The 25,043-nt window shown below is 61.1% G+C and carries 19 protein-coding genes and 3 pseudogenes; 7 read left to right on the top strand and 15 right to left on the bottom strand.

Annotated elements, in window-relative coordinates; genetic code table 11:
• Positions 1-90: 90 nt before the first annotated feature.
• Positions 91-1,602: an MFS transporter gene (locus A3M3_RS25660; RefSeq protein WP_035741951.1), complete on the bottom strand. Its 1,512-nt coding sequence runs from the start codon at positions 1,600-1,602 to the stop codon at positions 91-93.
• Between the two features lie 233 nt (positions 1,603-1,835).
• Between A3M3_RS25660 and A3M3_RS25655 the strand changes: the two genes are divergently transcribed.
• Entirely contained in the window at positions 1,836-2,501 is a 666-nt protein-coding gene (locus tag A3M3_RS25655) for a DsbA family protein (RefSeq protein WP_197023283.1), read from the top strand.
• 17 nt (positions 2,502-2,518) lie between these two features.
• Here the strand turns inward: A3M3_RS25655 and A3M3_RS25650 are convergent, their stop codons facing one another.
• From A3M3_RS25650 to A3M3_RS25635, 5 genes are all read right to left on the bottom strand, one after another.
• Positions 2,519-3,034, bottom strand: a complete 516-nt coding sequence (locus A3M3_RS25650; protein WP_155854410.1) for a DUF7793 family protein — start codon at positions 3,032-3,034, stop codon at positions 2,519-2,521.
• 155 nt (positions 3,035-3,189) lie between these two features.
• Positions 3,190-4,413, bottom strand: a complete 1,224-nt coding sequence (wecB, locus tag A3M3_RS25645; protein ID WP_081736845.1) for a non-hydrolyzing UDP-N-acetylglucosamine 2-epimerase — start codon at positions 4,411-4,413, stop codon at positions 3,190-3,192.
• Positions 4,414-4,750: 337 nt separating this feature from the next.
• Positions 4,751-5,092 carry a hypothetical protein gene (locus A3M3_RS27055; protein WP_028267263.1) on the bottom strand — a complete coding sequence of 114 codons (342 nt, stop codon included), beginning with the start codon at positions 5,090-5,092 and terminating at the stop codon, positions 4,751-4,753.
• Between the two features lie 333 nt (positions 5,093-5,425).
• On the bottom strand, positions 5,426-5,626 hold the full coding sequence (locus A3M3_RS0116585) for a hypothetical protein (protein ID WP_028267262.1): 201 nt from the start codon (positions 5,624-5,626) through the stop codon (positions 5,426-5,428).
• A gap of 204 nt (positions 5,627-5,830) precedes the next feature.
• On the bottom strand, positions 5,831-6,619 hold the full coding sequence (locus A3M3_RS25635) for an RNA polymerase sigma factor (RefSeq protein ID WP_028267261.1): 789 nt from the start codon (positions 6,617-6,619) through the stop codon (positions 5,831-5,833).
• Between the two features lie 1,196 nt (positions 6,620-7,815).
• On the opposite strand from A3M3_RS25635, the gene A3M3_RS0116575 reads away from it, so the two are divergent.
• Entirely contained in the window at positions 7,816-8,835 is a 1,020-nt protein-coding gene (locus tag A3M3_RS0116575; RefSeq protein ID WP_028267260.1) for a LacI family DNA-binding transcriptional regulator, read from the top strand.
• 60 nt (positions 8,836-8,895) lie between these two features.
• On the opposite strand, the gene A3M3_RS0116570 is transcribed toward A3M3_RS0116575, so the two are convergent.
• The 3 genes from A3M3_RS0116570 to A3M3_RS28190 all read right to left on the bottom strand — a co-directional run bounded on the left by A3M3_RS0116570 (position 8,896) and on the right by A3M3_RS28190 (position 13,448).
• Positions 8,896-10,224, bottom strand: a complete 1,329-nt coding sequence (locus tag A3M3_RS0116570) for a zf-HC2 domain-containing protein (protein ID WP_028267259.1) — start codon at positions 10,222-10,224, stop codon at positions 8,896-8,898.
• Positions 10,221-12,590 (bottom strand): DUF7927 domain-containing protein, encoded by a 2,370-nt coding sequence (locus tag A3M3_RS0116565; RefSeq protein WP_028267258.1) that lies wholly within the window; start codon positions 12,588-12,590, stop codon positions 10,221-10,223. Before A3M3_RS0116565 ends, A3M3_RS0116570 begins: the two co-directional genes overlap by 4 nt.
• Positions 12,591-13,277: 687 nt before the next feature.
• A complete protein-coding gene (locus tag A3M3_RS28190; protein WP_155854409.1) occupies positions 13,278-13,448 on the bottom strand; it encodes a hypothetical protein in 171 nt (56 codons plus the stop codon).
• 938 nt (positions 13,449-14,386) lie between these two features.
• On the opposite strand from A3M3_RS28190, the gene A3M3_RS0116555 reads away from it, so the two are divergent.
• Complete coding sequence (locus tag A3M3_RS0116555; RefSeq protein ID WP_028267257.1) at positions 14,387-16,441, top strand: hypothetical protein; 2,055 nt, start codon at positions 14,387-14,389, stop codon at positions 16,439-16,441.
• A gap of 409 nt (positions 16,442-16,850) precedes the next feature.
• Here the strand turns inward: A3M3_RS0116555 and A3M3_RS28185 are convergent, their stop codons facing one another.
• On the bottom strand, positions 16,851-17,414 hold the full coding sequence (locus tag A3M3_RS28185; RefSeq protein ID WP_155854408.1) for a transposase: 564 nt from the start codon (positions 17,412-17,414) through the stop codon (positions 16,851-16,853).
• A 283-nt stretch (positions 17,415-17,697) separates the two neighbouring features.
• Here A3M3_RS28185 and A3M3_RS25630 point away from each other — a divergent pair.
• A pseudogene (locus A3M3_RS25630) lies at positions 17,698-18,755 on the top strand (IS110 family transposase).
• Between the two features lie 1,273 nt (positions 18,756-20,028).
• Here A3M3_RS25630 and A3M3_RS29315 read toward each other — a convergent pair.
• Entirely contained in the window at positions 20,029-20,157 is a 129-nt protein-coding gene (locus A3M3_RS29315) for a hypothetical protein (protein WP_269317312.1), read from the bottom strand.
• A 551-nt stretch (positions 20,158-20,708) separates the two neighbouring features.
• Between A3M3_RS29315 and A3M3_RS0116535 the strand changes: the two genes are divergently transcribed.
• Entirely contained in the window at positions 20,709-21,362 is a 654-nt protein-coding gene (locus A3M3_RS0116535) for a dihydrofolate reductase family protein (protein WP_028267255.1), read from the top strand.
• Positions 21,363-21,390: 28 nt separating this feature from the next.
• Here A3M3_RS0116535 and A3M3_RS0116530 read toward each other — a convergent pair whose 3' ends face one another.
• Positions 21,391-21,975 carry an HhH-GPD-type base excision DNA repair protein gene (locus tag A3M3_RS0116530; protein WP_028267254.1) on the bottom strand — a complete coding sequence of 195 codons (585 nt, stop codon included), beginning with the start codon at positions 21,973-21,975 and terminating at the stop codon, positions 21,391-21,393.
• A 194-nt stretch (positions 21,976-22,169) separates the two neighbouring features.
• Between A3M3_RS0116530 and A3M3_RS29045 the strand changes: the two genes are divergently transcribed.
• Positions 22,170-22,346 (top strand): CsbD family protein, encoded by a 177-nt coding sequence (locus A3M3_RS29045; RefSeq protein ID WP_035741945.1) that lies wholly within the window; start codon positions 22,170-22,172, stop codon positions 22,344-22,346.
• Between the two features lie 48 nt (positions 22,347-22,394).
• Here A3M3_RS29045 and A3M3_RS25620 read toward each other — a convergent pair whose 3' ends face one another.
• From A3M3_RS25620 to A3M3_RS29040, 3 genes and pseudogenes are all read right to left on the bottom strand, one after another.
• Positions 22,395-23,189, bottom strand: coding sequence for a transglycosylase domain-containing protein (locus A3M3_RS25620; RefSeq protein WP_051423238.1), 795 nt, complete (start codon positions 23,187-23,189; stop codon positions 22,395-22,397).
• A 350-nt stretch (positions 23,190-23,539) separates the two neighbouring features.
• Positions 23,540-23,755 (bottom strand): annotated as a pseudogene (locus A3M3_RS0116510) (ABC transporter permease); the annotation flags it as partial.
• A 2-nt stretch (positions 23,756-23,757) separates the two neighbouring features.
• Positions 23,758-23,844: pseudogene (locus A3M3_RS29040) on the bottom strand (PadR family transcriptional regulator); the annotation flags it as partial.
• A gap of 231 nt (positions 23,845-24,075) precedes the next feature.
• On the opposite strand from A3M3_RS29040, the gene A3M3_RS0116505 reads away from it, so the two are divergent.
• On the top strand, positions 24,076-24,975 hold the full coding sequence (locus A3M3_RS0116505; RefSeq protein ID WP_028267252.1) for a diacylglycerol/lipid kinase family protein: 900 nt from the start codon (positions 24,076-24,078) through the stop codon (positions 24,973-24,975).
• Positions 24,976-25,043: the final 68 nt, after the last annotated feature.

Raw genomic sequence — 25,043 nt, 5'->3', positions numbered from 1 at the left:
TCGTTTTGAACATTTGATGTTGCCGCGTGGTGTGTAATTTCGCTGAGCCGCGGGTCGAGTGGGTCGAGCGGGGAGGAACTCAGCTCGGAATCAGCTTCCTAGCGATGGCGTAGCAGGGACCTCCGGCCGTTTGGCTGGCCGCTCGTTCGGCACCGTGATCATGATGGCGATGATGGCGACCACCACCATGAGGAGGTTGAACAGGATCCCGATGGCCCCGCCGAAGCGAAGGCCAACGTTTTCCTGGTTTCCGATGAACAGTCCCCAGGACCGGATGGTGGCCGGGTCCATGGCCTGGGCGGCCACGTACAGGGCCGCGGAGGCGGCGACGCCGATCGCGTTGCCCAGTGAGGAGGCCATCTTGTAGATGCCGGCGGCGGCACCGGCCTCGTCGTCGGGCACGTTCGAGAGGGCCGCATCCGTGGACGGTGTCGCGTAAAAGCCGAGGCCGATGCCGAACAAAGTGAAACCGATGACGGCCAACACAATGTATTGCCCGATGAGGGTGAAGGTCATTGACGTCAACAGGATTCCGATGCCGGCGATCGCGCTGCCCCAGATCATGGGCCGCTTGGGCCCGAAGCGCTGTAGCAGTTTCTCCCCGACGCGGATGGTTGCCAGGATCGCCACGAGGTAGCCGAGGGTCAGCAGGCCGGACTGCAACGAGGACAAGCCTGCGGCGACCTGGACTAGGCCAAGGGCGACGATCAGTGTCCCTGCCGCGCCATTGAGCAGGAAATTCGAGAGGGTCGCGCCGGCGAACGTCGGGTTGCGGAACAGCTTCAGGTTCAGGACCGGGTTGTTCCTGCTGGTCTCGATTCCGAAGAACACCAGTGCAGCCACGACCGCGACGACGAGGAGTCCGATTCCGGTCCAGCTCAGCCAGCCGATCCGAGGGCCCTGCGAGATATACACGTTCAGTGCCACGAGCGCGATGATGAGGCTCACCATGCCGCCCCAGTCGAATGATCCGCCGGCTTTCGCAGCCGACTTGGATTCCGGGGTGCCCCGTAGCAGGAACAATGCGATCACCGAGAGGACGATCGAGATCCAGAAGATGGACCGCCAGCCCAGGAATGATGTCGCCATCAAGCCACCGAAGAGGGCGCAGAAGCCGGAGCCGCCCCATGAGCCGATCGACCAGAAAGACAGCGCTCGCTGGCGTTCTTTTCCCTCATAGTAGTTCTTCACCAGGGCCATAGTGGACGGCATGATGCACGCTGCCGAGAGGCCTTGGACGATTCGGCCGCCCAACAGCGCTGTCGCCGTGAGACCGCCGGCGTTCTCGGGGGTCAGGGCGATCAGCAGGGACCCGAGGATGCTCAGGTAGATGCCGATGTTCATGATCCTGACGCGCCCCAGCCGGTCCGCCAGCCCGCCGGCAACCACAATGAAAATGCCTGAGAACAGCGAGGTGATCGACACCGCGAGGTTTCCCAGGGTTCGCTCGATCCCCAGTGATCCTTGGATGCCCGGGATGACGTTGAGGAGGGTCTGCGCGAACAGCCAGAAGTTGATGACCGCCAGGACGATGCCGATCAACCATGCATCGTTTGGCTTCCACTGGGTTTCGGTCTTTGTCGGGAACTGGGAAGTGCTCATAGTTCACGCATCCTCGGAGAGGTAGGACAGTCCCGTGGCTTCGTTGACGGGTGGCGCATTAAGATCAAGCTACTCCAAGACGAGGCGAAATTGGCACCCTTCGCCTGAAATTCCGCGAGGATCTGAGCAATCGAGGGGCCTGGATCTGGTGCGAACGTCGGCCGCGACGGTGTCCTTCATCACATATTCCTCAAGCCTGACTGCGGGCAGGAACTATGTGGAAGAATCTCACCATGCGTAGAAAATCCCCACGTCGTCCAGCTTTGGCCGCCACTGCTCTTGCGGGAGTTCTACTAACTGGCTGTTCTGCGCCGTCGCCAGTGCCGACTTCATCAGCTAGCATCGCGCGCCCTTCTCAGGAAAGCGCCGTCCTGGCTCGAGCGGATTCACATCATCTTCTGAAGAGCACCAACGCGAAAGCCGCGTTGGTGCTCTTCACGGATTTCCAGTGCCCCTATTGCGCCGAGATTGATCCTTTGATTCGCCAGGTAGCGAAAGACTACGCGGGCCGCATCAATGTGGTGGTTCGGAACCTCCCGCTGCCGATGCACCAGAACGCCGGGCCCGGTGCACAAGCCGTGGAGGCCGCGGCATCCCAGGGCAAGCTCTCGGAAATGATGGGATTGGTTCTTGGCGGACAGGCGGAATGGTCGAAAGCAGCGAATCCTCAACCGGTGTTCACTGAATACGCGCAGCGGTTGGGACTGGATGCCGAGAAATTTGCGGCCGCTTATTCCTCGGCCGCAGTTCAAGAACGGATCAGCAGGGATTATTCCGATGCTGTCGCACTTGGACTGCGCGGTACACCTTCGTTGATCCTCAACGGCAAGATGCTGCGCCTGGATTCCTATACCTATGACGAGATCAAGGTGCCGCTCGATGCTGCACTAGCCAGCTAAACAGGCCAACGCCCGGGTCAGTCCGCGGAGGAAATCCTCCATACGGCCTCGGCGGAGCTCATCCCGGCCGTTCGGCGCCGGGCGTGTAGCCACGCGAGAGCGTCTTGTTTATCAGAGAAGTACCGGCTGGGGCACGGCGGCAAGGGCAGCCCGCGCCGACCGTGCGCAATGACACGGTCCACGGGAGTGCTGCCCAGGATCGCGAAGGCTGTGATGGTCACTGCTTCGCTGAAGTAGCGGACCGCTTCGCGGCTGACGTGCTCGACGCCCGTGATTTGTAGCAATACTGCAGCGCCCGCGCCACCCGTCAACGCCAGATACCGTTCTTGGACCAAGGTCCCGTCCTCAGCGCTGATCCGTCCTCCCGGACGCAAAGTGATCAGGACGATCCCTTCCCCAGTGTCCTCCACCGTGACGTTCGGCGGGTTTGCAGAGGACGGTTCCGGGCCGCGTTCTGCGCCGGTCACGTCGGAATCAGGATTCACCTTCGCAGGAAGGTGCAGTTCAGCCTCGTCTTGGATCAGCATCGTCATCAAATCCCCCAGAATTGATTCAGCTGCGACCCCGTCGACGCAGCCCCACCCGGAATCCGCCGGAGCCGAGTACGGCCTAGGCTACCCGCGAACAGGTTCGGTGTCGATGAACCGAGTTATCTCACGTTACTTCGTTCCCAGGGCCCACGCGGGGACTACATCCAGTCCCAGCTGGGAAGTTGGTCGGCCCGGCGTGTTTCGACAGGTCCAGATGTAAACCGGAACGCAATCGTGAGGGGATAGAGGGAATTGGTTTCTGCAATTGCTTCTTTCGGGGCGGCGCCGTCGGCAACTCGGAGGGCGATGGCTGCAATGCGGTTGCTGGCCATGCCGTCACCGTAGGGGGAGGGGACGGAAGCCAATACCTGTTCACGGTTGCCGATGAGTAAATGGTTTGCGGTGTCGCTGATGCTTTCTCCGGGCGTGATCAGCTGGGCGAAGCCGGCTTCGATGGACTCGGGTCTTTCGGTGCTGCGCCTGATGACAAGCAGTGGCTTCTTGAGCACCGTGCATTCTTCCTGCAGGCCGCCTGAGTCCGAAACCAGCAAGCTTGCCGAGCGGGCGAGGCGTAGGAATTCGTGGTGTGGCAAGGAGTCAACAACCGACAGGCGTTCCGCGTAGTGGTCCAGGCCGAACTTTCGCATTGCGGCGCGAGTGCGCGGGTGGGCGATGAACAATACTGGCACGACTATCTCGGTAAGGCCCAAAAGTATCCGTTCAAGGGCGTCCCGGGTGTCGGTGTTTTCCGGCCGGTGGATCGTGGCGAGTACATAATCCCGGCCGAAGCTCAAAGGAAGGTTGCTTTTGCTGGTAGTACTGGCGAAGCTGTCCGCCAGGGCCAGGGATGCTTCCGTGGCTTCGACAATGGTGTTCCCGGTTACAGTGATGTGGTTGCTGTCGACGCCTTCGAAGAACAGGTTCTTGCGGTTGTTCAGGGTGGCGGCACAGTGGACATCCGCCAGCGTCCCGGTCACGAGCCGATTGATTTCTTCAGGCATCGCTCGGTCATAGGACCGCAACCCGGCTTCGACATGGATGACCGGGATTCCTGCGTAGCTGGCGGCCTGGGCGGCAGCCGAGACAGTGTTGGTATCACCTTGGACAATGACGGCCGAAGGTAGCCTTCGCTCGAACTCTGTTGCGAGCCCAGTCATGCAGGTGGAGATCTGAGTGGCACGGTTCTGCCCGCCGACTCCGTTGAGCACAACGTCCGGACCCGGAAGTCCCAAGTGTTTCTGTACTTGGCCGGAGAGCTCATCATCAAAGTGCTGCCCGGTGTGGATCAGCCGTGCACGCTCGCCCAGATGCCGGACGACGTGCGCTAGCTTAATCATTTCGGGTCGCGTACCCATCACGACGGCGACGTCGGAATCGATCATTACTTACTCCTTGAGTGGTGCAACAGCGTCAGTTCTCTCGTTGGGGAAACCGTGTCGCGGTACGAATGGTGTTTCACGGGCAAGTAGCCTCGTGGGGCCGGAAAATGACGGGCCGAAGTTGCCTGGTTCCGGCAGACGCGGACACACTGGATGTTGCCCTGGGACCAGCTCGTTCTTTGGGTAGCGAAGCGGCTGAAACTGCTGAGGGCTTACTGACCGACGCGGGGGTCATGGACGTGTCTGTTTTCATAGCCGGCAAGCAGCACGTGAACACCAAGTTGGTAGTCCTCGAGCAGGGCACCGTTCCACGGTTTGCCATTCTCGGGGCTGATCGCGTCTAATTCAGCCAGCGGGTGAATTGGCCATTCCCTCCCAAGCCCACTGTCCTGATGCGTTCGCATAGTGACTGCGCTGCAATCGCGCTTCGGAATTCCATGTCCTGCATGCGGATCAGGTAACGTGCGGCGGCGTTGACGAGCCTGCCGAGCTCGGGCAACGAACGACGGTGGTTGCGGTTCTTCATCCAGGCGATGATCTGGGATGCACCTACGGCCGGGTCCTCGAAAAGGTCACGTCCGGCAACCTGCTCCAAGGCATTGGCGGCCATCTCACCGTCAGCGTCGACCACGCACACAATCGCCTTGTCACGATCCGCGCCTGGCGGGAGGAAATCGTTCACGCAGAGTAAGCGGAATTCAAGGCATCGCCCTCGCCCGTGCGCGCGTTCAGGTGGGTGCGTTGTATGAGATGTATGGACGGGTCGGTAGCAAGCGGGCGTGGACCAGCCCGGCGGTTGAGTCGGGACGAGGATGGATAAGGACACGACAAGTGCTGTTGAGGTCGCCTCAAGAGGTGAGGCCCGCGATGTCCGCTTCCTGCTGATCGTCTCCGCTCGATGGACGAGTGGAGTGAGCGCTGACGAGGCCGCGTGCTGTTGCACTTTCACCAAACAACCGCACCCGGCCTCGCTCGGGTTTCTTAGCTTTGTTGCCCGTTGCGACGGAGGATGTATTTAGTGCGCACGAGCAGCAAGCAGGCTGCCAATAGCCCGCAGCCTGCGATGAGGTCTCCGGTAGCGGGGAACCCCGGCACCGAGCCCGACTATCGGCTCAATCATGGGGGTCGAGGCGGACGGCGCGATATTCACGTCCACCGTGCCGTTGTTGTCGAATTGCATGGCTGCTGGCGCGGACTCACCGGTGATGGAACACATTGATTCGTCTCCTTGTGGTCCTCCCACGGACGTCTGGCCGCTTTGTCCCGGTCTGGTCAGTTTCCTGGGGGCGCCGGTTATATAGCCGGGCGGGTCTTGGATGTGACGGCGTTCCCGGGAGGTTCTTTTGATCCGCCCCTCCGGCTGCGTACCGGCGGGGGTGCGGCGGTACCCGCGATTCTGCCGCAGTCTCCAGCCGCGGGGCTAGCCTGACGTGGATCCGGGAGCAACTGGTGAGCGCCTTTGGATGCCGGCTTCAAGTACTTCCGACAGGGACGTTGCACAGTTGGTGCAGGACTTGAGATGTTCTTTCATTTTCCCTATCTGCTTGTCCTTGAGGGTGCCCAGCGCATAGGTGGGGATGAGCTTGGATGTATTGTGACAGGCGGGATTTTCAGCCGCGGGGAGCAACTCTCTGAGGTATCGTAGCCTCAGTCCGACTTTGGCTCTGCGATGGAGGGCGACGGTTGCATTCGGCGTCAAACCGAGGATTGGTCCGACTTCTCTGGGAGCCATAGCTTCGACCTCGAGATACCAGAGGACTTCCTGCCACCGGGGCGGTAATGATCGCAACACTGTCTGGACAAGGTCATCAGTTGTGACTCCCGCGAAGCGTTCATCGGTTCTGCCAAGAGCGCCCTCGAGCGTCTCTATATCCATCGGTTTCTCCCGCAGTTTTCTGAGGTTGAGACGACGCATCGCATTGATCACGCTGGAGTACAGGTATGGGCCGAAGGTTTGGCTGGGGCCAAAACCTGAACGAATGGCGGACAGGATCGAGGCAAAGGCTTCATGGACAGCGTCTTCGGCTAAATGTGTGTCTGACGAATAGCGGCTGGCGACCCTGAGGGCCGTTCGCCGGTAGCGCTCGAAGAGGATGCCGTATTCTTCCGAGGAACCTGCGCGTACGGCTTCCAGCAGCTCTCCATCGCTAAGTCCCTCGAGGTACCGCGGCGTTGGTTGCGTCGGACTAGAACGCGTTTCTTGGGTCAACTTATGTCTCCTGGATAAGGTTTTTCGGGTCATCCCTTTCGGAACCTTCTTGGGGATAGGCGAATCGGGGCGGACCTTCAGTGACCTGTGTATCTGGGCCGGTTAGCGGCTGACTGATACCGAGCTGAGAGGCCTGTAACCACGCATGGGTCAGGCCCTTCTCCTTGCTATGTCATCCAGGCGGGGGCTCTGCGATGAGTTGTTGTATCCATTGCGGCGAGATGCCTGGAATCGCGCCGCTGTCGTCAGGTGGGAGGCTGGCTGGTGCTGCTCCTGCAGTGCCCGATAACTAGCCGCGTGTTGTCTGCGCTATTTCCGGCGTAGACGTCTACGCAACGCTTCGGGAACCACAGGGTTCGTGTAAGTCCCGGTCGCATCGGTCGGGCTGTTGTCACAGCGCTGGGTGGCGTCCCTGTTCTTGTCAGTCGAATCGCTAGGGTTCACCGCATCGCTGATCGATGACCGGGTGGCGTAGTCGAAGTTCGTTCCAGAGTGAAAATCCCACGTCCATGGGCCCGTCTTTGCATACCGTGCTGCTGACTGTTGGAAGTAAAATGTCCCGTCGCGATCGGTAAACGGATTCGCTGGAGTGTCCTTGGCATTCCCGTACGGGACAACGGCGCCGGAGGACACATCGTAAGTTGTTCCGGTAACCGTGTCAGTGGCCGCATTGGCACCCGGCGTCCCTAATCCCATCGTCAGACAAGCTGCGGACGCAATCATCGCTGAAACACGCAGGGTTCATTGCTCCAACGTAGTGGTCATTGGCCCTCCAACAGTTCGGTGAAGGGAAGAGGCAGCCCTGGTCGACCCTGCTGCCGCCAATGGCAAGTAACGGCAGTCGGTAGAGAAAGGGGGAATGCTGGTTCGATACATACATGCAGGCATGGGTGTTCCTTTGCATTGGCCGGGGGTGTTGTTGGTGCGCCGGGTTTGGGCCCACGCTGCAACTCACGAATGTTATGGATAACTTGAAGTTGCTAGCTCTACTTTGAACCCAGGATCCGGTGCCGTCAAGTCCCTATGTGACCCGTCTTTATTGCATCGTCACAGATCCGCGTTCAGCCGTGGACGCCGGACCGCACCGGCGCTACTGACATACAGCCTTGCCCCGTGCCGGGCGGCGTGTTACGACTGTTATGGTTGACTTGGCGGTGACTGACTTTTGGAAGCCCCGCCTTACCCTGGAGGAAAACATGGCCAAAACGCGGGCAAACAGGGCCCCGGCAATGCTCGATGTGGCGCGCGTTTCGGGCGTTTCGGCTCAGACTGTCTCCCGCGTCCTCAGCAACCATCCCAATGTTCAGGAGGGCACCCGAGACCGGGTGCTCCAAGCCGTCGAACAGCTCGGATACCGGCGCAACAACACCGCCCGGGCCCTGGTCACCGGACTTAGCCACACGATCGGCCTCGTTTCCTTGGCCACCAACTACTATTCCCGCTCCTCGCTGGCCTTGGGCATCGAATTGGAGGCGCGGGAATCTGGTTATGCCGTCAACTCGGTCACGGCATCCAGTCTCAGCGTGGAGGGCCTGACGGAGGCCGTGAACCGTCTGATTCTGCAGGGCGTGGACGGGCTCATCATTGCGACCCCCCTGCTCGGTGGAGCCAGCAGGATCCGCGAGCTCACTGCCCGAATTCCCACAGTGACCATCGACGGTTCCTTCGGGACGACGGACGAATCCGTCGGCGTCGACCAGGACACCGCCGTCGTACTGGCCACCCGGCATCTTCTGGATCTGGGTCATCGGACCGTCTGGCATCTTGCTGGCCCGCAGGAATGGTCGGATGCATCAGCCCGGCTGACTTCCTGGCGCCGCGTGCTCCAAGAAGACAACAGAGAGGTCCCCCCGGTGCTGTATGGAGACTGGAGCCCGGCATCCGGCTACCACAACGGCCTGTTGCTGGGGCGGATGCCGGAAGTGACGGCAATCCTGGTGGCAAGCGATGAAATGGCCTTCGGCGTCATGAGCGCGTTGACCGAAATGGGGCGGCGGATCCCCGAGGACGTCTCTGTCGTCGGCATCGATGACATCGATCTCTCCGCCTACGCGACCCCGCCCCTGACCACCGTGAGGCAACCCTTCCAGGACACCGGACGGCGCGCAGTGTTCCACCTGCTGCAACAGATCGCCGACCCCGAGGGGCTGCACGTTCCTCGGACAGAACAACCCACCCTGATTATCCGCGGAAGCACGGCTCCTCCGCAGTCCTAAGCAGGTTTCAGGACCCTTCTCGTCCGTGGTCAACTGTGTCTTGTGGGCCTCAAGAGGGTCTTAGCTGCCGGCGCAGGGGCTTTGCCAGGACTGTCGGAGGGATTCGACGTCGTTGAGGGATACCAATAGCGAGACGGGTGTGCCGCTGGGGCACGGGGGCCTGTCCATTTTCAGGGTCAGGACAAGGTGTGAGGACGGAAGCCCGGGAGCGCGGCAATCCACGGTCCCGTTCGCTGTGGTGGTGCACGTCCACCCGTCGGCAGGATCCGGTGTGATTTGGCTGATCGCGTGGCCGGATCCGGGATTGAGTTCCACGTGTGCGGTTGTCGTTGGATTGTCTGGGAATTGGACTTTGACATTCGCGACGACTTGGTTGGCCGAATGGCTGAGCACGTCGAATTGTGCCTCGAGTGCCGGTGGTTGCGGCGATGCGGGGTCCGACGTCGGGGGCCCCTGAGTCTTCAGCGGCACCTGACCTTGTTCAGCGGAAGTCGGAGCCAGGAACGAAAAGGACCCGAGGACCAACGCGGAGGCGATCATGACCGTTGTGAATATGGTCAACAGGGTGTCCTTGTTCCATTTCTTCGGGGCATCTGGATCCGTGGACTGGCGCTCACTCGAAGGGCATATCTGGGACAGGGGCGAGAGAGTCAGCGCAGGGAGGATTGCAGCACGATGTACCGCCACGTCCTGGATCTGGAGCAAGACGGTTCCGCACTTCTCGCAGGATTCGAGGTGCCGCTCAAGCGCGGCTTTGCGGCTTTGCTTGAGCGTGCCAAGGACGTAGGCCGGGATATGGGATGCCATATCCCGGCAGTTATCGGGCCCATTGACGGCGACGTGCTGCTGCAAGTAGCCCAAGCGTAGACCGTCTTTGGCACGGCGGTGGAGGGCAACTGTGGCGTTGGGTGACAGACCAAGCAACGGGCCGGCGTCGCGGGGTTGCATTTCCTCGATTTCCAAGTACCACAGCACTTCTCGCCAACGTGCCGGGAGGGCCTTGAAGGCCTCCCTGGCAGCGGCATTGTCGAACTCGCTGAGTACGGTATGCGTTTCCGGCGCGGCGACGTCGGGGAAGGCCGTGTCGAGGACCGGGGTTTCGCGCATGCTGCGGTGATTCATCCGGTAGACCGTGCGCGTCACGCTGGAGAGCAAGTACGGACCGAAAACTCCGACGGGACCGGAGCCTCCATGGATCGCGGAGAGGACGGCGGCGAAGGCTTCATTGACCGCGTCCTCGGCTAAGTGTCGGTCCGGAGTCTGCCGGCGGGCGACCCTCAGGGCGGCGTCTTTGTGGCGACCGAAGAGGATGCCGTAGGCGTGTCCGTTGCCCGCCCGAACGGCTTCCAGCAGCTCCCCGTCAGTGAGGGAATCCAAATCGGTTGTCACAGCCTGTTCCTCTTTACGCGCGGGTTCCTTTCAGCGCGTGATCGGCCCCGGAATTGGGCTGAGGCAGATGCCACGCCGGCAGTGAGGGCACCCACCCCCCCGACAAAAAGTGGCCAGTTCGGCGTCCTGCTGGTCGCCGTCGTGATCGTCGCCAGATCATGCTGGTCTGCTGGTGGAACGGGGGCGGCGCTGGGACCGTTGGCCGTGTACGCACTGACAATGGTGTCGGCGCTGCACTCCGGCGCCGGGGAGCCGGCAGGACAGTTGGAGCCGCCATCGACCACGCTGCGGAGCCTGTGGTTGGTTCCAGCGGTCGGTTTTACGGTCACGGTAAAGGTGATGGTTCGCTGCTCTCCCGCAGCTAGCCTCGTGGACCAGCTCAGCCGAGGGATGGTGTAGTCGACGGCGGCGGGAGCGTCACCGTTGTAGTGGGCGTCCTGAAGGGTCCCGTTCAAGTCAATGCTGATCCGGGGAGGATCTTGGATTGCGACAGCACCGGTGTTTGTTTGTTTTGCCGTGTAGCTCACCGTTTCTCCCGGAGCAGCGGCGGGTTTGTCCGTTGTCAGGGAGACCGACCACGACGAGACTGGATTTTCTAGGCATGCCTCCGCTTGGCGGCAGCTCTTGCTGGGGGTGGAATCCTGAGGGACGCCTGCCGGCAGGAGCCGGCTCAGTGCGACGTTATCGCCTCGTTTACCGTCAGGCTTGATCTTGGCAGAGTAGTGGATGGTCACGGTCTGGCCCGGCGCGAGTGCGCCCCGGATGGGGGCGATCCCTTCCTTTAAGGGCCCGACAGTCCATGTCGGGTTCGATGCGGTGAGGGGCCCGGCGAGTGTGGCGTCGTCGAGAACGCCTCGGAGGTCCTCGACGCGGTCGATGTGAGCGACGTTGGTGCCGTTGTTCCTGAATGCCACTGAGTATGCAAGGTCCTGGCCGACCTTGACAGGGGAGCCCGAAGCGGGGGCGATCGATTTGGTCACAGTGACTTGCGGAGACGCCGCAGGGATGTCAAGAACCTGCGCGGACGCTGCAGGCTTGCCAAGAACCTCTACCGTGGCACACTCGGGGGCTTTGAGCCCTACGAGAGTGGTGAAGTTCGCTGGGCAGTTGGTGAAAGTCTTAGGGGACGGGGCGTCGCTGACAGCGGACGTTACGTTCACCGTGATGGTGCAGTCTGACTGGCTTTGAAGCAGATCACCCGAGACCGTGAACGACTTGCCTCCATCGCTTGGGGATCCGGTTCCATTGGCGCACGTGCTGGCAATCGGTACGGCGCCGGCCAGGGTGAGTCCCGACGGGAGGGCGTTGGTGAATGACCAGCCAGGTTTGGCTTCAAGATCACTCGTGTTGGTGACGGTTATTCGCAGTTCGGTCGACCCCCCTGGAGGGACTGGGACGGACGTGAATGTCTGGCTCAGGGTCGGTGTGAGGTCATAGATACTGAGGTTGTCGAAGGCATGGTCATCGCCGAAGCTGGACGGGGCTTGGTTCCTCATCTGAACACCTGCATTGTTGCCGCGGATGAGGACGGGTTTTGTCCGTTTCATGGTTCCGACCGCGACCGAATTCCCGCCGAACGTCCAGCCTGAGACGCCCTGGGGTACCGGCGAGGCGAAGAACTTCCGTCCCGGGTCGTCACAGACCGAATATGGAGCGCTACCGGTGGGGACTTCGGTTCCTGCCTGGTCGATGAAGGAAATATCGAGCTTTGAGTGGCTGGGGACGGCGCATGAAACGTCGGCGACATCAACGGACAGGGCCAGAAACCGGTTCGATGCAGGCAAAGGGATAGGAGTGGCCGTTCGGAACTCGATCTGACCGAACGGTCGTGGGGAGGATATGGTGGCTTCGCCGACGACGCGGTTTGCCTGTGAGGAGGTGGCAGGATTGGTGCCGGCCGTTGAACCGTTCGCCGGTGCTGCCGGGTTTATCGAGCCCGGCACTCCCAGCCGGTATTGGCCAAGGGTGTCGGCCAGCCGCTGAAGGTTTTGCCGGGATCCGCCCCCGCCTGCCGCGTCAACGGGGCAGTCCGGCGTTGATCCGGAGTTATAGCTCAAGATGGCTCCGTTGCACAGACTCTGGTTGAGCCAGTACGAGTCCGCCGTGTAGGTGGAGCCAGAGGCGGACGTGTACGAGCGCAGCGCGGTAGCCGCCGGGCCTGCCATCTCGAAGTCTTCGGACCAAATTTTCACCGGATCCTTGATTGCCCCAACTGACTTGGATCCCGGAGCTGCCGATGCTGGCAACGCAGGGCCGTAGCCAGAGGCAACCACTGCACCCAGGGTGAGCCCGATGCCGGTGGTCAGTCCGGCGAACGCGCGGAAACGGGTCTTGCGCAGAGATAAGCGGCGGACAGAGCTCAACATGTGTGTTCTTTCGTCGTCTAACTTCGCCGCAACGGGTGCGGCCGATCCGGCGTACTTTCAGGTGATTGATGGCCAGGGCACATTGCGGGCTGTTCTACTTTCCGCTTGTCCGAATCACTACGGCGTGCCAAACCCCTCCGGGTCCGAACACATCTAACTAGCAACCAGGGGGCCGATTGTGACGCAGTGAGGAATATTGGTTTTCACGCAGGGCTCAAGCAGGGCTCTATCGGGCGAGCTGACGTCCAGTAGGGGCCATCGACTGTTGCCGCGTCGTTGTACGGCGAATTCCCATGGCTTGGTTGACTGGATTCGTGAATCCGCTGACTGTCCTGCCGATGCGCTGACCTGTGCCGAGCTGCTGGACCACGCCGTTTGCGTTTCGTGTCCATTGCTGTGTTTGGCTTCCGTTAAAGGTCGCGGTTCCGATCGCGGTCCCCGCTCAGGCGCCCGAGGCGAGAGTTCCTAAGCGCCGACGGGGGTGAATTTAGTGTTGCCCGTGCGGGGGAGATTTGCCCTGTCGGTACGGCTTGTCCGCATGTTCCGGCCGCCGGATGACAGTTGTTGTCGCTGACCCAGGCCCCGGAAGGGTGGTAGTCCTGGTCGACGGCGATGATGTCCGTATTCGTCTGGGTCGCGATGCTGCTGCCCTGGGCGGTCAGCCCATTGTCTCGGATGAGGAGTTGGTTAGGGTTTAACGGCCGAGTTGGCCAACGTCGCCGGTGCGGTGAACAGGAACTTGCGGGGATTGCCGGTTGTCGCGGTGTTGAGGGTCTGGGCCACGGCCGTGAACAGATCCTTAGTGGTGGCGCCGGTGATAGCGGTGCAGTTGTCGAGCTTCAGGGAGTCAATTCCCAAGTTGACGTAGGAGTTTGCATCCGTTGTTTGTGTCCTTGGGAACCCGACGCGACGCTCTGGCGCGTCGACGCGCCGGAAGTGTTGTAGAGACCCGCAAGCTCTCTAAGTCCCTGGTTTGGGGCGTAGTCGTTCAGTTCGTAATCGATGCCCGGCTGTGACGAGGAGCCCCAGTTGGCGCCACGGAGATTTCCTTCGGTGTTCCGGGGAACCATCCAGCAGTCGTCGACGGTCACGTTGGCGTTACGGCGTCCACCATCCGAGGCCCTTCGTGGCGACTCCTTGGTCCTGCATGCAACTGCTGGAAGGAGTAACTGCCTGTCGTCCCGTCCAGTTTGGCCTGCGGAGTGCACTGGAATCGGGCCCAGTCGTTGAAACCCATCATTGGGCGCGTGCCCCCTGAGGCATTTGTGTTGTTCGCGCCGGGGTCCGTCGACATTGGTATTCCTGATTGATAAAGATCATAAATGATTATTTTCAGTCTGAATATTCCAAGGAATGCAGGGAACTTAATCATCTGGCGAGCTCCGCGTCCAGGGTTCGGTGACAAGCTATCAGCGGCTGTGGGCTCGTGAAGCTCCTCGTCCACCAAATGCATTTCCCGCGGTTGAGCGCAGCTGGCGTCACTTAAGCCCGGGTTCCCGCTACTCCGTCTTGCGAGGGCGGGCGGCGCAGGAGCGTCAGAGCTATGGACCGGCCGGAATGACGAATAGGAAGCAGGAATCGTGACTGTGCAAAATGCGGACCGGCACCCAGTGGTCGGGGTCGGGGCAGAGACTCACTGGCAGCGCACGACGAATGGCTACCCGGGATGCACATGCCCACCGTGGCGCTATCACCCGCGATACCCAAAACCCACTGACCCCGGTTGCGCCGAGCACGGCCCCGCCGAAGAGAAGCGTTGACCACGAGGGACTGACCCGGCGGAAAGGACCTTGTGGGTGTTTTCAGAACCAATCGAAGACAGAAAGATGCGTGAAATCGCCATGACGACTTTTGCTCTAAAGAACCACGGCGGCACCGAAGTCCCCCAACCGGTCCCGCGCCCCAAAATCAGGCGCTTTCTGAAGGGCGCCGCGATTGTTTGCATCGCGCTTGCTGCCGCTACAACTGTTGCCACAAATGTGCCTCCCGCATTCGCAGCAGCCGGCGCAGACGTATTCGTTCCAGAGCTGAGTGTTATTCCTGCACAAGGAAGCCGCCCGTCTGCTCCAAAAACCATCTTTCTGAACTTCGATGGCGGTTCTTTGACGAAAACGTCCTGGAATAAAGTCACTGGATTAAATCTCTTGCCCTTCAAAGCGAGCGGTATGACTGACGCCGAGAAGCTCGAGACATACCAGGAAACAGTCCAAGCCTTCTCTTCATTCGACGTAAATGTCGTGACGACGAAGCCGAGCGTAGATGATCTCGTGAAGACTACGCCCGCCGACTCGCGCTACGGCGTGGTGGTCAACATCAGCAGCAACACCAGGGAGGACCCCGGGTTCGACAAGATCTATAGCGACCCCAGCAACACGGGAATCGCCCCGGAGAACGGCTTCGGTAGTGCCTACGCGAACCAGATCTTCGTTTCTTCCACCTACGCGAGGAACCAGGCGGGCACTCGTATTAATGGGCAAAAGGCGTACGACGGAGATCCCGGACATGCAATCGGAAACGTCGCGTCCCACGAAATCGGCCACACCCTCGGCCTGCATCATCACGGGTTCACCCCATCATCTACCGGTCAGACCGGGTACTACCGGCCGGACGACGGGATCTGGGGACCGATCATGGGTTCAACAGACCGTGTGGCGTTCTCCCGCTGGTCTGATGGCTACCCCGGGGACACCAACCCGGCACAGGACGATATGAAAGTGATGACGACAGAACAAAATATCAAAGATGCAACAAGTTCTGTCGGATTCGATTCCGCTGGTTCCCAAGTCAGAAGCTATTGCACGTCGAGCGATGGAACGACATACGCACCGGAACTCACCGGGGGAGCCTCGCAATGCTCAGCTGCGGCCAAAGCTAATCCTGCTAATGCTGTTTCTGTTGAAACCTATTACTCTGGCAAGGTCGCCTTCGTCAAGACTTCGGAATCAAACAATCCGGCAGCTCCTCGCGAATTAAATACCACCACGACATCTCTGTCCGCGAACGGACAACTCGTAACAAACGATGCACCCAACTACTATTCCCTTCATCTTGGCAAGGGGCCGGCGTCAATTGACGTAACGCCTATCGGCCCCTTTAGCCGACTTGACGTCAAAGTTTCTCTGTTTCGATCGGGTGGTGAAATCCTCGCCGGACCCATCGACCCAGCTGCGCAGACAGTCGTTCAGACAATGAGGAGCGGAAACGGAACTTTTGTTCAACAGATCCCCGGCGAGGCCACTGGGACCGGTGCCCGGATTGATCTGGATGTTCCCGCCGATGGTTTATATGTTCTCAAGGTTGAGCAGGCTTCACTGGGCAACATGAATGCCAACACCGCTGAAAAGACCGTGGCTTCGCCTGCATACGGAAGCCTCGGCTGGTACACGGTTCGCGGAACAATCACGCAAGCTGCGCCGACTGCTTCTGCGGCCGTGCCGCCGTCTGTGCCGTCTGCTTCTGCGGCTGTGCCGCCGTCTGTGCCGTCTGCTTCTGCGGCTGTGCCGCCGTCTGTGCCGTCTGCTTCTGCGGCTGTGCCGCCGTCTGTGCCGTCTGTGCCGTCTGCTTCTGCGGCTGTGCCGCCGTCTGTGCCGTCTGTGCCGTCTGTGCCGTCTGTGCCGTCTGCTTCTGCGGCTGTGCCGCCGTCTGTGCCTGCGTTTGCAGGAGCGCCGCGGCCGGAATCTACGGCTCTTAAAGGGCGGCAGACGGGCCCAGTTTCAGCAGTCGTAGGCACTGCCCTCGCCGAAACTGGCGCAGGCAGTGCTCCGTATTGGTTAATCACCGGCGTGTTCGCTCTGTTCATTGGGGGCTGGGTGGTTGCTATTGCGTCCGGTCGGCGTCGCGGACGGCACTAGGCAGTCGAACAACTTCCAATCGAGGGTCCGGCTTCTTCGTCAATTCGACAGGGTTTCTGCTGTTAATTTCACGAGGCAGCCGGTGGAAATGACGTGCCGTGACCGGGAAGGAGAAGGGAGGGCAAGGCGCTCGTTGATGCAAGAGTTCGGTTTAGGGGCTTGTATCCCTTAAGTACCCCCTGTTGAGGTGGGGTGGTCGTCGTTTACGGTGGCCTTGGGAGGGGCCGGGGTGGTGCCGGTTTTCGGCTCGGCGTCATGGCTCTCGAAAGAGATCGTTGCCGCTGGCCTGTCTTCCAAGTAGACCCGATTGAGGGAATTGGTGAAGGAGGGAGGCGGTGCGCTGCACCGGCGTTCCTCCGTCAGCACCGGATAACTCACAAGCGCGGGAGGCCCGTATCAGAGGGCATCCTCAACAGTTGCGGGCGTGTCTGGGAGATCGCCCCAGGCGCTTGAATTGGGCGCATGACGGTTCTCCCGAGGCGGGATGCCCGCTTAGTGGCTTTGGCTGGTGGACCGGCAACGACGGGTTGTCCCATCGCAGGTATTTGATGCGAGAAGGAGAACCATCAGGCAGGATCAGGATAAACCCGCCGTCCTTGTGCGGGCAGAGGCCGGTATCGACGCCGCGATCACGGCACGGCACCACATCGCATTGCGCGAATTTTTCGATGACGGAACCGAGCATCCGAGCCGTTTCACGGTCGACCCCACCCTGGCCGGTCTGGAGCGTCTTTCGCAGCGGCTGGCCCGGCAGCTGAGGTTGTCGCCGCCGCGCAGCAAGAGCATCCTGTGTGCCCAAGCCTTGTCGATGGCCCGGCCGGGCGCCCTTGACCTGCTGCGAGGGGTCTTGCCGTGTCTCGGTCATCGCCTGGTTGGTCAGGGAGCTCAGCTGGAAATGGTCAACAGCGACACCAGTGCGGGGAAGCCACATCCGCAACGCTTTGCGGAACGCCGCCGAGAGATCGATCGCCACGACCTAAATGGCCAGCCGCCAGCGCAGGGGCCGGGCGAACAACCAGTCCCCGACCCGTTACATCTTATTGGGTCCCGAGAGCCGGGGGTTTGGCCGCTGGACCCGGTATGACTTTCTTGCTCTGTCATTGATGATCAGGGGGTGTTGTCACCGGCTCCGGAGACACGCGTTGACTGCTGATAGGGACAGCGCCGGCCCTTTTTTTGAGGGGCGAGGTCTCTTTGTAACGGGGGTGCCAGCATCGGGTGTCGTGACTGCGGCCAGAGGACGCGAAGGGGTGCGTATGGACGAGGAGATCGCAGTTTTCTGCGGGCTGGATGTCGGAAATCCGAAGATCACGCGACCGCTCTGGACCGCTCGGGCGAGCGGATTTTCGAAAAGCCGTTGCCGCAGGACGAGGCCAGGCTCCGTGAGTTGTTCACAGGCCTGCAGAAACGCGGCAGAGTGCTGGTGATCGTTGACCAGCCCAACACCATCGGAGCACTGCCGATAGCCGTGGCTCGGGACTGCGGATCCACCGTGGCCTACCTGCCCGGACTGGCCATGCGCTAGGCCGCGGACCTGTGCCCGGGCAAGTCCAAAACCGATGCCCGGGACGCCTTCATCATCGCGGACACCGCACGCTCGGTGCCCCACACCTTGCGGTCGGTGGACCGGGACAGCGAAGTGCTGGCCGCCCTGAAAGTACTCTCCGTTTTCGACGCTGACCTGACCCACGAATGCACACAGGCGATCAACCGGCTGCGGACCCTGCTCCTGCAGATCTTCCCCGCCTTGGAGCGCGTCTTCCCCGGCACCGCGCTGACCAGGACCCTGGTACTGGAGTTGTTCATCAAATACGCCGGGCCGATCGGACTGCGGGCCGCCGGGCGCTGAAACGTGCTGCGCTGGGCCAGGAACCACAGCCGGAAAGACCCCGCCAAGCTCATCGACGCGATCTTCACAGCCCTGGACGAACAGACCGTCACCGTGATCGGCACCGACGCCGTTGAACTCGTGATTCCACGCGTCGCAGCCCAGATCAAGGAACTCAAAGAACAGCGGGCCTCCGCAGGCCACCTTGCCGCCTATGCCGGAATCGCACCCGTCACACGGCGTTCCGGCACCTCGATCCGCGGGGAGTTCCCCGCCCGTTCCGGCAACAAACAACTTAAAAAACGCGCTCTTCAGATCCGCCTGGATCGCCAGCTGCCACACCCGGAGTCCAAGGACTACTACGAAAAGAAGCGGGCCCAGGGAAAGAAGCACAACGCCGCCGTCATCTGCCTGGCCCGCCGCCGCTGCGACGTCATCTTCTCAATGCTCAAACACGGCACCCTCTACGAAGACAAACCTGCCTAGACCGCTTGACGAAAAACATAGGGACCCCCTGTGGTCCCGGCCGTCGACTTGTCAGGGATCTTCGCCTCGTGAAGGGGAAGATCCCCGGGGAGTTGGCCCCGCGGCCGGTACTGACCGGAGCCATTGATCCACGCCACCGCATCGTCAGGTGAGGTTCTTTCGGATGAATGCGACGCAGTGGTTCCTGTCGCCGCCGGGACTGACTGTGGTGAATGGCTTTTCAGGGTACCTGGCGGTCGCCCACAACCGCGTTGTTCAGCAGCCCCTAGGGCGCCGCGGACGTGAAGTGGACGATGAGGCTCAGGGGTCGCAAAACTTTTCAGAACGAAAGTGTTTGTTTTTGTTGGAGTCCCGTCACGATCAATGGATTGCAAGCTACTAGTAGAAAGCTGGGTAACGGATGGTCCCCCGTCCGTCACCTAGCCAGTGTGCCCCTATTGTCCGCTTGGCTGTGGGGTACGGGGTTGCTGCCTGAGACCTGGCAAACTCCGCGGCCGGCCGTGAACGTGCGGCCGGCCGCACTATTGAATGCTCTGGCATCTGAAACCAGAAAATGGCTCGAAGAAGATCAATGAGCCAGATCCCAGCTGGAACGCCGAGCCGTCAAAACTTCGCGTAGCCACACGGCGCCACCTACCGACCCAGCAACCGCTTCCGCGGATCCGGCGTATGGGCCGCCCCAAAAATCTGATCCAGCTTTGTTATCAGTTTCGCGTCACAGGAGTCAAACTCGGGCCTACTACTTATGTAACAGCACAAGTCAAGTCACAAGCCAGTGATAGCTCGGCTGTTATATCAAGGAATCCACGACGGTCGTTTGAAAGCAGAAGCGCACTGCCTCAAATCTCCGGGCACCCGGGTCCATGCACACGTGGAGCTTCGTCCGCAGTTCAACTCGACAAGAACGGAATAATCATGACTCTTTTTTCTTTGACGCCCACCTTTAACTTCAACCTTGCCCTCCACTTCCTCAGGATCGGCTGAGGAAGTCCCGTACCCAGTAGTCGAGAAGTGCCCCGCACGTTGTGTGTGCGGGGCACTTCTCCTTGGCTGGGATCTCCACCAATCCTGCGCCAAGCTGCAACACCACGGGCCGCAATTGAGGTCCTCAGGTTCACGATCTGGGTTCCACGATCACTGCGGCACGCAAGCTGCACCCTCAAAGGCGGAGCTTTGACGCAGCATTCAAATCCATCGGACTACGGCACACCCTGCAGATGCCTCCGTAACGACTCGTGTCAAGATGCTCGCAAACGGGTCGCGCATGCCTCAGCTATTTGTGCTCGCGTGGATGATCATTCAAGGGCTGTGTCTTTGAGGCGGCGAGGGAGATGAGCTGGGTTTGGATGGTGGTAATGCCCCGGGCCAAGTCGGCGGGGTTGGTGGCATCCATCAGTGCCACTTGGTCCGCGACTTATCGTAGATCCGGGTTTTCTTCCCGTGGTTTGTTCGAGTGCCAGCCGGTTGCTTTGGTGGTGGCGGTGAAGAGATTCAGCCGTTCCCGGACCAAGGCCTTGAGGAGCTTGACCTCGGCGGCGGTGTCATAGCGGTAGTGGAAGGCGCACCGGGCGGACCGCGTCGTTCTCGGTCCGGGCCCTGGGAGTCATCGTGGCGGCAGATACTTACCCGGTGACAGTCACGAGCGCGCATAGAACCGGTATCTTCTCCGAACCGGGTTCCGCGGGCATGCGCCCGCGCCTTGATCACCGTGACTGCCCTGCGGTGGCTCATCGTCAGTCCCATCCCTCAAGGATGTCCGCACCTGCACCTTCCCGGACCTTTTCCAGTGAGGCAACGTATCCGGCTACGCGGAGGTTTTCAATGAGTCAACACGCCCCCTTGAACCCTGTTAGCTCCAAGTCTAGCATTGCCGGCACGCACACGGCAGGAACCAACCGTCTTGTGCTGTGGGCCCACCCGAGACCGACGTCTATCAAAGGCGGATCGAAAGCCATGTGCGAGACAACTGGGGAGGCGTCATCAGCCGGGCTGATGATTGATCTGATCATTTCTTTGGACGGGTACGCCTCGGCCGAGGGATGGCCCGGCTGGTGGGGACTGGAGGGGCCGGAATACCTGGCGTGGCTCCAGCAAGAAGGGGAAAAGGACTACGCCACCCTCCTTGGCGCGAAAACGTATCGGCTCATGTCCGGCATGTCAGAGGCTGCTGCGGCCGAGGGCTCGGGTTTCTCCGTCGACGAGGGGGCCAGCCTGACCGGCCTGGCCGCTGTGCCCAAGGTCGTCTTCTCCTCCACATTGCAGGCGCCCCTGACTTGGCCGAATTCGGAGCTGGTCACCCGGGACGCCGTCGAAGCCGTGGCGGAGATGAAACGGCGCGGGACGGGATCCTTGCGCACCCTCGGCAGCCTCAGTCTCTGCCGATCGCTGCTGGCCGCGGGCCTCGTGGACAGGTTCCGGGTGGTCGTCTTCCCTGTGATCACCGGCCGGACGGGGCGGGAACGGATCTACGACGGCTATCCGGATGTCTCGCTCGAGATGGTGGAGAGCAGGACCTTTGACGGCCGGCTCCAGTTGCTTGAGTACGTCCCAACCGTGCTCAACGGGCCGCCAAGCAGCGGTTCAACGTGGAGCACAACAAGGGAATAGGCAACGAACAATTTTGGTAACGTGCTTCTCAGCGTTCGGTTGCCTTGGCCGCTTTGCTGGCGGCCTTGGCGGCCTGCTTGTTCGCCCGCACTTTTTTGAGCGAGTCCGAGTCCACGATGTCGGCGACAGAAAGATATGCGCCCTCCTGGCCGTAAGGGTTCGCGGCCTCGCGCCAGCCTTGCGCCTGGAGTCCGCACTGTTTGCCCAGTAGCGCCAGGAAGATCTTTGCCTTTTGTTCTCCGAAGCCGGGCAATCCCTTCAACCTGCGGAGCACTTCCTCGCCGTCAGGGTCGTCCTTGGTCCAGATCGCAGTTGCGTTCCCATCCCAGTCGCGTTCTACCGTCCCGGCGAGGTTCTGAACGCGGCTCGCCATGGAACCAGGGAAGCGGTGGATGGACGGACGCTCCTTGAAGATCTCAACGAAGTGTGCCGGGTCCAATTCGGCAATAGCTGCGGGCGCCACGGTCCCCATGCGCGTCCGGATCTTTTCGGGGCCCGCAAACGCAGATTCCATGGTCACCTGTTGGTCAAGCAGCATGCCGATGAGAAGTGCGAACGAGTCGTCGCCGAGCAATTGATCGGCGGCCGGGTCGCCAGTGATGTGCAGTTCCATGCGCCCATCCTCCCACCTGCTTCCCCTCATCCGCAGGACGCAAATCGAGTTTGCTACCCGGAAGCCCGATCGCCTCAGCCCAGGTCAGTAAGGAAAGTCTCGTGAGCAGTGCCATTGCAACAGCTCCGTCCCTACAATTAATTGCGGGTTCCTGCGGCATCCCGCCGAAGGAACCCGGGCTAAGGAGAGCGACCATGGGTTGGGGTGAGAGGATCCATCACGCTGCCGGGAAACTCCACGGCAGGGCGGAGGAATCAGCAGGCGAGGCTACCAGCAATGACCGGCTGAAGGCTAGGGGCAAGGCCCGTCAAGTCGGAGCCGATCTGAGGCAGGCAGGCGAAAAGATCAAGGGCGCTTTGAGGAAGCGCTAATCCGTCGACGTCGGCAACAGGGCGCGGGCCGCATGGGCCGCGCCCTCTCTATGATCCGGCTTCGCTTTGGATGCGGTCCTTCACAGCCTGAGGCATGGTGGAGCACGCGTCGCTGTCGGAGCGCTGGGCTGCATGGCTGCCGGCCGTGTCCGTAATGCCGACGGTCGCGACGGCCGCCTGCCATCCGCCCAGGCCGACGAGCTGCCGGGGCACCCAAACATTTGCGGCTCCGTTCACGAGGTTCCACACCGCAGGATGGACCCCCGTGCCCAGATAGATGCCTCCGTTGGGGTCCCGCTTGACCAGATCGGGCAGTGGAAGAACACCCATCAGCTGCGCAGACTGGTAGTCCGACATGTTCCACGGCGGTGTTCCAAAGTAGTACCAGCTGGCGGCGCAGACCCCATACAGATGGGGCCCGAACTGGGCGTAATTAAGGTACAGTTCCAAAGTCCGCTGGGGACTCAACGTGTAACTGAATTGGGTTGCCAGGACGGCCTCGATGCCTTTGCGGACGGCGCTCTGGTCGTCCCAGAGGAAGATGTTCTTGACCAGCTGCTGGGGGATGGTGGAGCCGCTCGGGTCGGGCTTTCCCTCGAAATAGGCTTGTGCCCTGGCCTGGAAGTCTCCGAGGTCGAAGGCGCCGCTGCGGGTGCCGAGCTGTTCGTCTTCGTGGGCAATCGTCGCGGCGAGCAGGTGCCGGCTGATGTGGTTGATGGAGACGAACTGGTAGACGTTGGGCTCGCCCGCCTCCAGCATGTAAGCGGTGCGCGGCGGGGTCACACCCATGCTGAACAGGAACGCAAGGACCTGGATCAGGACGAGGGGGGCGGCCAGGGCCAAGAGGAGCTTACAGCGCCACTTGCGCTTACCCGGCTTACCCGGACGACTGTCCGTGACGGCCGGCGGATGGGCCTGATCCGGCCCCCCTGCGGGCCGACTTGTCCGGTCCGCTGCAAGCCCTCCCGGTGAAGCAAAGCGCCCCGGCTGCGGAGGTCGCGGCGGGATCGGTGGTGTTGGACTGCCCATCGGTCTGCCTTCGCTTCTCGTTCCGCCCCGTCACACTTAATGGGATGGAGGATTAATGGGATGGAGGATGGCACGAAAGTCTACCGGGCTGTTCTGGTTGTTACGTTCTCCGGCCCTGCAGTTCCCCTTGAGGGAGTTCCAGAAGGTGTTCGATGGCGGCCGCCTCCCGGCGTTGTGGCCGTGGGGACGAAAGTTGAACTGATGAACGGCAGGAAGATCAGCGGGTAGGAGAATCCGCCGGCCACCAGCACGATGATCAGGACCGCGAGCCCTTTGGCGGCCAGCGAGGTCAGGACATGCGCCCACAGTACAGAGGATCGTGCGATCGGCATGGACTGGAAACGCTCGAAGATGCCGCTCTTCAGATCGGTGAACAATCGGCTTTCTTGCCTTGCCCGTAGGGCGAATACACCTTGCGTGGCGGGCCCTTCTCGGACGGACGCTTCTCGACGTCGACCAAGCCTTTTCGGGGGGCTGCAGTGCGTCGAGGGAAGAGGCTTGCCCTTAGGGCGCAATGAGACGGTAAGTATACTTACTGAGGTGACCGCCCGACGTCGGTCCCAAGTGTCCATCCCTTAAGGAACCTCGCTCGGAGGTGCTTTGCTCGTCTCGGCGGGGTTCTTGCGTCGGCCGGTGCAGCGAAAGTGAATGAAGTAGTAACAGGGCCTACAGTTCAAACCAGCGAAGATGTGGAGCGGCAATGACTTCTGCAAGGACCTTCGACTCGATCGTCATCATTTTCAATCCCAACAGCACCGGGGATGCCCCCCGGCTGGCGGAGCGGCTCTGCGGGAAATTGAAGGATGTTCTCAGCTACCCGGTGGACATCCGGCTCCAGCCGACCAGCCATGCCGGGCATGCCGTTGAACTGGCACGCGACGCCGTCCGCGGCACTGGGGATGTGCTGGTGGTGTCTGTCAGCGGTGATGGCGGCTACAACGAGGTTGTCAACGGCGTGATGCAGGCCGGCAATCCCGGGGCTGTGTGCGCCGTGCTGGCGGCTGGGAATGCGAATGATCACCGGCGGATCATTGGTACCAGGCCGCTGGAAGAAGCCATCGCCGAGGGCTCTGTTCGGACCATTGACCTGCTGCGCGTCCATGCCGGACAAGGACCGGACTCGCCCGCGGAGTATGCCCACTCATATGTCGGCGTCGGGCTGACTCCGGTAATGGCTATGGATCTGGAAAAGGGCGGCAAAGGCGCCCTTCGGGAAAAGATCTCCGTCATCCGGACCTTCTTGAAAATCAAGCCATTTGAAATACGCCACACCGACGGTAAGCGCCGCCGGCTCTACAGTCTGGTGCTTGCCAATATCCCGGAGATGGCGAAGTACGTCACACTTAGCGACGCGGATGACAAGCTCGCTGATGGAAAGTTCGAAGTGATCATCTTTCCCCACGTGGCAAAATGGCGGGTCCTCTGGGCGACCTTGAGGGCGGCCACGCAAGGTCTTGGTGAACAACCGAGCGTGAGCAGCTATTCGTTCACCACCCTGAAGCCCCTCTCCTATCAGATCGACGGTGAAGTGAAATCCGTCGACGCCAACATCGCGGTCAGGGTTGAGTGCGCCCCTGCGGCGCTCTCAACCCTTGGATAGTCCCACCGGCGATGGGATATAGTCAGCAGCCTTAGTAGTTGCTGCGGCGTGGTGCAGGAAGTTATCCG

It is taken from the genome of Arthrobacter sp. MA-N2 (assembly GCF_000517125.1).
Taxonomy (GTDB): Bacteria; Actinomycetota; Actinomycetes; order Actinomycetales; family Micrococcaceae; genus Arthrobacter; species Arthrobacter methylotrophus.
Note: the sequence above shows the minus strand (reverse complement) of the source record. Positions and strands in the feature narration are given on the sequence as shown.

Coding starts and splice junctions, on each gene's coding strand:
- A3M3_RS25660 (WP_035741951.1), bottom strand. CDS start 1,602: ATGAGCACTTCCCAGTTCCCGACAAAGACCGAAACCCAGTGGAAGCCA.
- A3M3_RS25655 (WP_197023283.1), top strand. CDS start 1,836: ATGCGTAGAAAATCCCCACGTCGTCCAGCTTTGGCCGCCACTGCTCTT.
- A3M3_RS25650 (WP_155854410.1), bottom strand. CDS start 3,034: ATGACGATGCTGATCCAAGACGAGGCTGAACTGCACCTTCCTGCGAAG.
- wecB (WP_081736845.1), bottom strand. CDS start 4,413: ATGATCGATTCCGACGTCGCCGTCGTGATGGGTACGCGACCCGAAATG.
- A3M3_RS0116585 (WP_028267262.1), bottom strand. CDS start 5,626: ATGTGTTCCATCACCGGTGAGTCCGCGCCAGCAGCCATGCAATTCGAC.
- A3M3_RS0116575 (WP_028267260.1), top strand. CDS start 7,816: ATGGCCAAAACGCGGGCAAACAGGGCCCCGGCAATGCTCGATGTGGCG.
- A3M3_RS0116565 (WP_028267258.1), bottom strand. CDS start 12,590: ATGTTGAGCTCTGTCCGCCGCTTATCTCTGCGCAAGACCCGTTTCCGC.
- A3M3_RS0116535 (WP_028267255.1), top strand. CDS start 20,709: ATGTGCGAGACAACTGGGGAGGCGTCATCAGCCGGGCTGATGATTGAT.
- A3M3_RS0116530 (WP_028267254.1), bottom strand. CDS start 21,975: ATGGAACTGCACATCACTGGCGACCCGGCCGCCGATCAATTGCTCGGC.
- A3M3_RS29045 (WP_035741945.1), top strand. CDS start 22,170: ATGGGTTGGGGTGAGAGGATCCATCACGCTGCCGGGAAACTCCACGGC.
- A3M3_RS0116505 (WP_028267252.1), top strand. CDS start 24,076: ATGACTTCTGCAAGGACCTTCGACTCGATCGTCATCATTTTCAATCCC.